Annotated in this window: 9 protein-coding genes; 6 read left to right on the top strand and 3 right to left on the bottom strand. The window is 51.9% G+C overall.

Translation table 11 applies throughout. The features are described from left to right. Positions 1 to 295 precede the first annotated feature (295 nt). Complete coding sequence (gene dnaB, locus CHB92_RS18955) at positions 296 to 1,870, bottom strand: replicative DNA helicase (RefSeq protein WP_089320818.1); 1,575 nt, start codon at positions 1,868 to 1,870, stop codon at positions 296 to 298. 157 nt (positions 1,871 to 2,027) lie between these two features. Between dnaB and CHB92_RS18950 the strand changes: the two genes are divergently transcribed. Both CHB92_RS18950 and CHB92_RS18945 read left to right on the top strand, forming a co-directional pair. Beyond that, entirely contained in the window at positions 2,028 to 3,407 is a 1,380-nt protein-coding gene (locus tag CHB92_RS18950) for a UDP-N-acetylmuramate--L-alanine ligase (protein WP_089320810.1), read from the top strand. Between the two features lie 16 nt (positions 3,408 to 3,423). Continuing rightward, positions 3,424 to 4,230, top strand: a complete 807-nt coding sequence (locus tag CHB92_RS18945) for a 3'-5' exonuclease (RefSeq protein WP_089320809.1) — start codon at positions 3,424 to 3,426, stop codon at positions 4,228 to 4,230. 105 nt (positions 4,231 to 4,335) lie between these two features. Here the strand turns inward: CHB92_RS18945 and CHB92_RS18940 are convergent, their stop codons facing one another. Continuing rightward, entirely contained in the window at positions 4,336 to 4,974 is a 639-nt protein-coding gene (locus CHB92_RS18940; protein WP_089320808.1) for a hypothetical protein, read from the bottom strand. A gap of 9 nt (positions 4,975 to 4,983) precedes the next feature. After that, a complete protein-coding gene (locus CHB92_RS18935) occupies positions 4,984 to 5,742 on the bottom strand; it encodes a M48 family metallopeptidase (protein WP_449421180.1) in 759 nt (252 codons plus the stop codon). A gap of 412 nt (positions 5,743 to 6,154) precedes the next feature. Here CHB92_RS18935 and CHB92_RS18930 point away from each other — a divergent pair, with 412 nt between their 5' ends. From CHB92_RS18930 to CHB92_RS18915, 4 genes are all read left to right on the top strand, one after another. Then, positions 6,155 to 6,766, top strand: a complete 612-nt coding sequence (locus CHB92_RS18930) for a fumarylacetoacetate hydrolase family protein (protein WP_089320806.1) — start codon at positions 6,155 to 6,157, stop codon at positions 6,764 to 6,766. Then, entirely contained in the window at positions 6,726 to 8,651 is a 1,926-nt protein-coding gene (locus CHB92_RS18925; RefSeq protein ID WP_089320805.1) for a M23 family metallopeptidase, read from the top strand. The genes CHB92_RS18930 and CHB92_RS18925 overlap by 41 nt, the downstream gene beginning before the upstream one ends. A gap of 7 nt (positions 8,652 to 8,658) precedes the next feature. Then, a complete protein-coding gene (bcp, locus tag CHB92_RS18920) occupies positions 8,659 to 9,108 on the top strand; it encodes a thioredoxin-dependent thiol peroxidase (protein WP_089320804.1) in 450 nt (149 codons plus the stop codon). 207 nt (positions 9,109 to 9,315) lie between these two features. Then, complete coding sequence (locus CHB92_RS18915; protein ID WP_089320803.1) at positions 9,316 to 10,173, top strand: transketolase; 858 nt, start codon at positions 9,316 to 9,318, stop codon at positions 10,171 to 10,173. Positions 10,174 to 10,208: the final 35 nt, after the last annotated feature.

The following is a 10,208-nucleotide window of genomic DNA, read 5'->3' as shown; positions in this document are numbered from 1 at the left end:
GCAGGCTTCCAGAAAACAAAGAAACAGCCACTGCCGGGAGCAAAGCTCTTGGGAGAAGCACTGGTTAAACTACAAAATATGGTAGAAGGATGGAGACTCTTTGAAACGCAACAAAATAATACAAACTTTTCCCTACAAGATTAGGTCCAAGGAGGGGTAGGGGGGGTATTGTAAAACAGGAGAGTAAAATAGCATCTTTTTTCGCGGCTATCTTTAAAATAAGAAAAGCCACTGGCTTGTGGCGCAGCGGCTAATCCTCCTTTGGCTTTTCTTTATGGCTGTTAACTGTGTTTCGCTAAAACGGTGGTTCCTCATCGAAATTAGAGGTAGGGAACCCTCCCCCGCTGCCACCGTCGTTCATGCGGCTACCCAATCGTATCGCGCCTGGCGTTTCGGTATCGAAGGTGCTGTTCGGCAAAGCATTGAAACCGCCCATCGGGTCACCCCCAAAGTCGTTGTCCAGATTTGTAAACTTAGTATACTTACCGATAAATTTCAACTGCACGTTCTCCAACGATCCGTTACGGTGTTTGGCAATGATCACCTCTCCTACGCCAGCTGTGGGGTTGCCCATCTCATCCTCGGTGATACCGTAGTACTCCGGTCGGTACAGGAAGAGTACCATGTCAGCATCCTGCTCGATGGAACCGGATTCACGAAGGTCAGACAGCTGCGGACGCTTATCGCCCCCACGCGTCTCCACCGCACGGCTCAGCTGCGACAGGGCAATTACCGGCACGTTCAGCTCCTTGGCCAGCATTTTCAGGGCACGGGAAATAGAGGCAATCTCCTGTTCGCGGTTACCGCCACCCTTGCCGTCCGAGTTGCCGCTCATCAGCTGCAGGTAGTCGATGATGATCATCTGGATGTCGAACTGGGCTTTCAGGCGGCGGCACTTGGTGCGCAGCTCACGGATAGAAAGACCCGGCGTGTCGTCGATAAAGATCGGGGCCTCCGTCAGTTTTGAAATCTTATGGTTGAGCTGTGCCCACTCATAGTCCTCTAGGTTGCCTTTCTTGATCTTCTCCGACTCCAGCTCTGCTTCGGAGGAGATCAGACGGTTAACCAGCTGCAGCGAGGACATCTCCAGGGAGAAAATCGCTACCCCTTTCCTGAAATCCACCGCAGCGTTCCGCATACAGGATAGTACGAAGGCCGTTTTACCCATCGCCGGACGGGCTGCCAGAATCACCAGGTCAGACTTTTGCCAGCCGGAAGTTACCCGGTCCAGCGCTGCCAGGCCGCTCGGCACACCTGTTAAACCGTCCGACTGCTTGCGCTTCTCCTCCAGTTCTTTAATCGCCTGGTGCATGAGCGAGCGCATGTCGTCAAAGTTCTTGCGGATGTTGGACTCTGATACCTCGTACAGCTTGGCCTCCGTCTTATCCAGCAGCTCGAATACGTCTGTGGTGTCTTCAAAAGCATTAGCGAGAACTTCTGAGGAAATAGAGATGAGATCACGCTTAATGGAGTTCTCCGTGATGATACGGGCGTGGTACTCGATGTTGGCAGCGGAGTTAACGCGGGTTGTCAGCTGCGTCACATAATAAGCCCCTCCTGCCAATTCCAGTTCACCCTGCTCCCGCAGTTCGTGCGTTACAGTTAGAATGTCGATCGGTTCCGACTTATCGAACAGGGAGATAATCGCTTTAAAAATACGCTGGTGCGCCTCCTTGTAAAAACTCTGCGGGCGCAGAATGTCAATCACAGATGTCAGGGCATCCTTCTCCAGCATCAGAGCGCCTAGCACGGCCTCCTCCAAATCCAGTGCCTGCGGCGGCTTTTTGCCAAGCTCCATCCCAACAGGGGCCTTTTTGTTCCACCCGTTGCGGTTACCGGTTTGCCGCACGTTCATTTTCATTTCCTCCATACACACAAATTTAACAGCAACCGTATCAGAAGCAATTAACAAGGTGGTGTTAATAATCCACAAGATATCCACAATGTATCCACATATTAGGGTATAGCTATTTTTATTTAGTAGAGGAATTCTAACTTTGCTCGCTTGAGAACATATTGCCTGGCTTATGGAGAAGAAGGATTTTAAGCGTATTCACCTGATCGCAATCGGGGGAAGCGTGATGCACAACCTGGCACTGGCCCTGCACGATAAGGGCCTGAAGGTGACCGGGTCGGACGATGAGATTTATGAACCTGCCAAAGGCAGACTGGCCGCTGCCGGCCTCCTGCCAGCACAGGAAGGCTGGTTCCCGGAGAAGTTGGACACGAGCATAGACGCCGTGATACTGGGGATGCATGCCCGTCCTGATAACCCGGAGCTCTTGCGAGCCCAGGAACTCAACCTTCCTGTTTACTCCTTCCCGGAGTTCATTTACGAACAAAGCAGGGACAAGCAGCGTGTCGTGATTGGGGGCAGCCATGGCAAAACCTCTATTACCTCTATTATCATGCACGTGCTGCGGCACACTAACCGTAAGTTCGATTACGCTGTGGGAGCACAACTGGAAGGCTTCGACCGCATGGTAAAGCTTTCGGATGATGCCCCTGTCATCATCATTGAAGGGGATGAGTACCTCTCTGACCCGGTGAAGCGCGTTCCGAAGTTCCACCTGTACCACCACCATATTGGGGTTATCAGCGGCATCAGCTGGGATCACATCAACGTGTTCCCGGACCCGGACACCTACCGGGAGCAGTTCCGCATCTTTGCGGAGATGACGCCGAAGGCCGGCTCGCTGATCTATAATCAGAACGATGAGCAGGTATTGCTGGTAAGCGTGCCCCGCAACCCGGCGGATATTTCTTACATCGGGTACGGCGTGCATGAGCATAGTATCCGCAACGGCAAAACTATCCTGCACACCAAGAAAGAGGGCGACGTGGAGATACCGCTTTTTGGGGAGCACAACCTCAGCAACATCAGCGCGGCCAAAGAGGTGTGCAAAAAGATAGGCGTAAAGGCACACGACTTCTACGAAGCCCTCAAAAGCTTTAAGGGGGCCGCCAGGCGGTTAGAGCAGATCGGAGAGAGTGCGCAGGCCACCATCTTCCGTGACTTTGCCCATGCCCCTTCTAAAGTAAAAGCGACGACTGAGGCCGTGAAGCGGCAGTACCCACAGCGCAAGCTGGTGGCTGTGCTGGAACTCCACACCTTTAGCAGCCTGAATAAAAAATTTCTGCCACAGTACGCCGGTGCCTTACATAAAGCGGATGAGGCCATCGTGTACTTCAACCCGAAAACGGTGGAGCACAAGCGCATGGAGATGCTTACCGAAAACGAGTTAAAGCAAGCTTTCCAAAACCCGGACCTGAAAGTGTATACCGACTCAGCAGAACTGCAGGAGCACCTCGTTCACCACAACTGGCAAAACGCGAATCTGCTGCTGATGAGCTCAGGCACTTATAATAACATGAACCTGGAGACGCTGACAAAGGCGGTTCTTTAAACCTATCCCAAAGAACATGAAGTTAAACTTAAAGCGCCCCATCGTATTCTTTGACCTGGAGACAACCGGAACCGACATTTGCAAAGACCGCATCGTGGAAATCAGTGTGCTGAAGGTAATGCCCGACGGAGAGGAGATCCTGAAGACACGCCGCATCAACCCCACCATCCCGATTCCGCTGGAGTCGAGCCTGATCCACAAGATCTACGACGAGGATGTGAAGGACTGCCCGACCTTTAAGCAGATAGCCCGGGACCTGGACCAGTTCCTGAGGGGCTGCGACTTGGGCGGCTATAACCTGCTGCGTTTCGACATTCCGCTGCTGGCCGAGGAGTTCCTGCGCTGCGAGATCGATTTCGACATCGAGAACCGGCACGTGGTGGATGCCTGCCGCATTTTCCATCAAATGGAGCAAAGAACCCTCTCGGCCGCCTACAAGTACTACTGCAACAAAAAGCTGGATAACGCCCACAGCGCAGAAGCCGACACCATCGCCACGTACCACATACTGATGGCCCAACTGGACCGTTACCAGGACACACCGGTGGAGGTGACGGAGGGGGTGGAGGAATACCCTATTCAGAACAACATGGAGCAACTGCACAAGTTCACTGTGCAGAAGACGGCAGACCTGTCCGGGAGAATTGTGTACAACAATGCGGGGCAGGAGGTGTTTAACTTCGGCAAGTACAAGAATGTACCTGTAGAAGAGGTACTGCAAAAAGAACCGAGCTACTATGATTGGATGATGAAGGGGGACTTTCCGCTTTACACCAAAAAGATCCTGACGCGGATAAGGTTACGTAGCGTACAGCTTTCTTAGCCTGCGTTTTCACACGAGCTAAGAAACTAAGCATACAATAGAAACGGGGAGGGCTGGCAAAAATAGGTTGTGTCAGGCCTCCCCGTTTGGCAGCATAGGTTCCTCTTATCTCCTCTTACTATTCTGCCGATGGTTCTCCCCTATCCGTGTTCCCTTTAGTAGCGTGTTGCTGTCTGCCACCTTGTGCACGCAGTTCGTGCCAGGCGACCGTGTGCCACATTCACAGCCCGTAATCTTGTTACCGATGAAAGTAAAATAGCAAAAGCTGCAGCCGATATCGGCCAAACACATATGCTTCGCGGCCTTACTTGACAGGTAAAGGGCGTTACGGGCCGCCACGTCCAACTCCATTGCCATCGAGCGAAAAGCGCCGTTTCGAATCCCCAGGCCCACCAGGTAGTAAGCAGCTGTGTCTTCCTCTGTCTCCTGCACTTTGCTGATCATCACCTTGTCCACCACTGTTCCATCCCCAAACTCCCTGATAAAGGGCTGTATGAGCTCCTGTGTCGACACAATGTAAATGACGCTATCTTCTACCACCTGTGCCAGCAACTTGCCGTCGTAGGTCATAATCTCTGGTTCCCCTTCTGCCCCATCTTCTACCATCATTTCCTGGCTGTCTTCATTAAACGCCTCACGCCGGGCACAGCCGGACAAGAGCAGTAGCACAAGCAAGGAGGACAACAAGAAAGAGAAGGGCCGTAGGCTTAGGCCGGAAGGGTGAACGAGATTATCGGATTGCATATCGTGGCTTTAGTTTGCTTTATAATATTTCATTGCCTCTGGCAAGAACTTTCGTAAGTCGCTTTGCCTAGTGCCGGCGCTTGGGTGCGTCGACAGAAACTCCGGGGGTGCCTGTCCGCCGCTTTGCTGCTCCATGCGCTGCCAGAAGTCAACGGCTGCCTCCGGGTTATACCCTGCCATGGCCATGAAGATCAGCCCCAGTCGGTCGGCTTCTGTTTCCTGTGTGCGCCCGTACTTCAGCAAGCCCAGCTGTGAACCGACACCGTATACGGACATGATCAGGTTTTGTGCAACAGACGGCTGTGCCCCGGCAAGGGCCGAAAGCGTTTGTCCTCCGAACTGCTGTGCCAACTGCTGGCTCATGCGCTCGTTCCCGTGCTTGGCAATGGCGTGCGCGATTTCGTGTCCCATCACTACAGCCAGGCCTGTCTCGTTTTGCGCCACTGGCAGAATACCCGTGTAGGCTACTGTTTTACCCCCAGCCATCGCAAACGCGTTCACCTGATCGTCTTCCACCAGGTTAAACTCCCAGTCAAAGCCGGCCAGTTCATCCTGCAGCCCATTGGCGGCCATGTAGCGCTCCACGGCATTCTGTATCCGCTTCCCTACCCGCTTCACCATGGCCGTAGCCTGCGCATCGCGCGACAGCTTGTTTTCCTTCAGAAATTGGTCGTAGGCATCGTAACTCAGTGCCTGCATCTGCGCATCCGACACCAGGTTCAGCTGCCGGCGCCCTGTGATGGGCACTGTGGTACAAGCTACCATCATCAAGCAGGCTACAACAAAAGCTATACTCCTTCTATACATAATTATAAAATTTAATCGGTTTATAAAATTATTTGTTCAAATTTTGAACCAATTTTAAGAAAACCGAATGAATGCCACCAAAATTAAATGGGCACTATACTAGCAGCCGGCAGACAAAAAAAATGTTCTAAGTTCAGTCTCAACCACTAACCACCGTACAAGTACCCCCAGAAGTATACGTCAGCCACTCTGCAAAAAGTTATAGCGCCTCCCCCTCCCGCAATTGCACTGCCAAACGGCAACAATCTGTTTCCAACGTTGCTTTTCAAGCACTGACGGCTACTCTAGAAAGCTTCAGAAATTCACCACTTTTTGCTGCAGCGCAACGTTAGAAACCCTATTTTTGAAAAACTGAACATCTAACCCACCCTACATGAAGATATTAGCCATTGGCAGAAACTATGTGGAACACATAGCTGAATTGAAAAACGAAGTACCCGACGAACCTGTCATTTTCTTTAAGCCAGACACTGCCATCCTGCGACACAACGAGCCGTTCTATTACCCGGAATATACAAATGACGTACACCACGAGGCAGAACTGATTCTGCGCGTTTGCCGGGAGGGTAAGAACATTGACACGAAATTTGCTCAGAAGTACTACGACGGCATAGGGCTAGGCATCGACTTTACAGCCCGCGACCTGCAGGCGAAGGCAAAAGCCAAGGGGCTCCCCTGGACACTGGCCAAGGGCTTTAACGGCTCCGCACCTGTTTCGGAGTTCCTGCCGCTTAACCAGTTCCCCGACCTGCAGGACATCAATTTCAGGCTGGATGTGAATGGTGAAACAAAGCAGCAGGGCAACTCTAAAATGATGCTGCACCCGTTTGATGCCATCATTGCCTACATCTCCCGCTTCATTACGCTTAAAACGGGAGACATCATTTTCACGGGAACACCAGCGGGCGTAGGTCCGGTTAAAATAGGAGACAGATTAGAAGGGTATGTTGAAGATAAAAAATTACTTGATTTCGAAGTTAAATAAGAAGCGGCTTTCGGCTGCTTTACTAGCCATGTTCACCAGCTGCGGGGCCATGGCACAAACCACCCAGCAGCCAGGTTACTTTTTATTCCCCATTAAACCGGGAGAGCGTAATTACCTCTCCGGCACCATGGGTGAGATCCGCTCCAACCACTTCCATGGCGGGCTGGACATCAAAACGGAGCAGCGCATTGGCCTGCCTGTACACGCGGCGGCAGATGGGTACGTTTCCCGCATCAAACAGTCCACCTACGGCTACGGGAACATCATTTATGTGACGCACCCGAACGGCTTGGTCACCACCTATGCCCACCTTTCTGCTTATGCGGATCCCCTGGCCGAGTACATGCTGAAAAACCAGTATGACAAGAAGACCTTTGAGCTGGAGCTTTTCCCGGAGCCGGGGCAGTTCCCGGTCAAGAAGGGTGAGGTGATCGGCCTGTCGGGCAACACAGGTGGCTCAGGGGGCCCCCACCTGCACTTCGAGATACGCGATGAGCAGGACCGGCTCTATAACCCGCTGAAGCAACAGTTTGCGGAGGTAATTGATACCACCCCCCCTGATATCTATAGCCTGGGGCTTACCCCCTTAAACATTTATGCCCGGGTAAACAACGGGTTTGACCGGGCCGAGTACCGCACCATACAGAAAGGCAAAGACTATGTAATTGCGGATACCGTGTTTGCCAATGGCATGATAGGCCTGGAGCTGCAGACCATCGACCGGTTGGATGGGGCTGCCAACAAGAACGGGACGCAGGAGGTAACCCTGTTTGTGAACGACAAGCCTATTTACAACCACTACATTGATAAGGTGCCATTTGAACTGTCGCGCCAGGTCTCGCAGCATATAAACTACGAGACCTACAAGCGGCAGGGACGTACTTTCCAAAAGGCCTACGTGGATGACGGAAACGACCTGCCCCTGTACAACACTACCAACGGCCACCAAGGTAAAATGAACGTGCACCCAGACTCCACCTACCAGGTAAAACTAGTGGCACGGGACTCTTACGACAACACCTCTACGCTTAGCTTTATCGTGAAGGGACAGCAGCCTTCCTTTACCCACACCACGTCTAGCGCCGTAAAAAAACCGGCACTGGGTTATGAGATAATGGGCAATGTACTGAAGATAAAAGCGGATGACACCAACCCAACCCCGCAGAACATTGAGCTGTATGTAGACGGGAAAAGGCTTTTGCTGGTGCCGAGCTATGTAAAGAACTCCACTTCTGTGAGCCTTTATGATTTAAGAGCAGGCCTTCCGGACTCAGTCCATTTTTGTGGCGTGAAAGAAAACTTTAACCTGCAGCACGCAGTGCCACCGGCCACGGACTATGCCTACTCAAACCGCTACCTGAAAGCAGTCTTCGATAAGCAGTCTCTCTACGACACGCTGTACCTGCAGACAAAGTTGGAGAACGGGGTCTACACCATCGGTGATTATTTTACGCCGCTGCACAAGGCCATGACGGTGACGATCAGGCCAGACACAAGCGGACTGGACCTTTCTAAAGCCAGTGTCTATTTCTTAGGCACCGGCAACGGCCGCCGCTACCTGGGTGGCAACTGGAAAGGGAATACGCTTACCTTTACCACCCGTGATATGGGTAAGTTTAAGGTGCTGGAAGATACGAGGAAGCCCTATATCCGCCTGGTGAGCAAGAACCGCGACAAGATCGTTTTCAAGATTTCCGACGACCTCTCCGGCCTTAACTCCTTTAATGCCTATGTAAACGGGGAGTGGCTGCTGATGAGGTACGAGCACAAAACCGCTACCATCTGGTCAGAAAAGCTGGATAAAAATATACCTTTGTCTGGTGAGGTAGTTTTGAAGGTGAAGGACAACGCTGGCAACGAAGCCACTTATACGACAACAATCTAAACACAGCATGGAACTTAACATTGGAGACAAGGCTCCGGAATTTGAAGGCAAGGACCAGAACGGCAACCTGGTAAAACTGAGCGACTACCGCGGCAAAAAGGTTATCCTGTACTTTTATCCAAAAGACAACACCTCCGGCTGCACGGCCCAGGCCTGCAACCTCCGCGATAACTACAGCCACCTGCAGCAGGAAGGCTATGAGGTTATTGGTGTAAGCACCGACAGCGAAAAGTCTCACCAGAACTTTATCAGCAAGCACGAACTGCCTTTCACGCTGCTGGCCGATACAGAAAAGCAGATTGTGGAGCAGTACGGGGTGTGGCAGGAGAAATCGATGTACGGCCGCAAATACATGGGCACCATGCGCTATACCTTCGTGATCGATGAAAACGGCATTATCCAAGACATCATCACAAAAGTGAAAACAAAGGAACACACTGCCCAAATTTTAAAATAAAATAGTAAATTGAAAGCGCAGCTGTCTGAGGGGATAGCTGCGCTTTCGTGTTTTTAAGTACTACTGTTTCAGGAAACTTGTCCGTAAAAGACAAAGACGTGCCTGCAGACTTTCATGAGAGCCAGCCTTATCAACGGCAGAAAGGCCGCGAACGCTGGTTAAGTTTCCCTTGTATATTATCATTTGTAAGTCATAAAATCAATTAACGTGAATCCACACAACAAAAGCATTGAAGAGCTGAAGCAGACGGCAGCGCAAGTGCGCCGCGATATTGTTCGCATGGTACACGCCGTTAACTCTGGCCACCCAGGAGGTTCCCTTGGCTGCACGGACTATTTCGTGGCGCTGTACTTTAAGGTAATGGAATACAGCCCTGAGTTTACAATGGAAGGTAAAAACGAAGACCTTTTCTTCTTGTCGAACGGCCATATCTCCCCGGTATTTTATAGCACCCTTGCCCGTGCCGGGTTCTTTGATGTGAAGGAACTGGCTACGTTCCGCAAGCTTAACTCCAGGTTACAGGGCCATCCTGCCACAGAAGAAGGCTTGCCGGGCATTCGCGTTGCTGCTGGTTCACTGGGGCAAGGCCTATCGGTAGCCCTTGGAGCCGCTCAAGCCAAAAAGCTGAACAACGACAATCACCTGGTGTATGTATTGATGGGTGACGGAGAGCAGGATGAAGGCCAGATCTGGGAAGCAGCCATGTATGCAGGCCACCAGAAAGTGGACAACATCATTGCCACCGTAGACCGCAACCACCAGCAAATCGACGGTTCTACCGACGAGGTAATGGACCTGGGCAACCTGCGCGCGAAGTACGAGGCCTTTGGATGGCATGTGCTGGAGGCAGAAGGCAATGACTTCGAAAAGCTGCTCTCTGCCTTCGAAGAGGCCAAAGCCGCGACAGGTAAAGGAAAGCCTGTCATGATCATCATGCACACGGAGATGGGCTATGGTGTAGACTTTATGATGGGGTCGCACAAGTGGCACGGGGTAGCCCCTAACGACGAGCAGCTGGAGATAGCACTGCAGCAGTTAGCCGTTAACGAGGCCGCCGATTACTAATAAAACAGCTGGTGGAAGAGACCTTCTCTCCCACC

Origin of the sequence: Pontibacter ummariensis (assembly GCF_900188175.1) — a bacterium.
Taxonomy (GTDB): domain Bacteria; phylum Bacteroidota; class Bacteroidia; order Cytophagales; family Hymenobacteraceae; genus Pontibacter; species Pontibacter ummariensis.
This window is presented reverse-complemented; position numbering and strand designations above follow the sequence as displayed.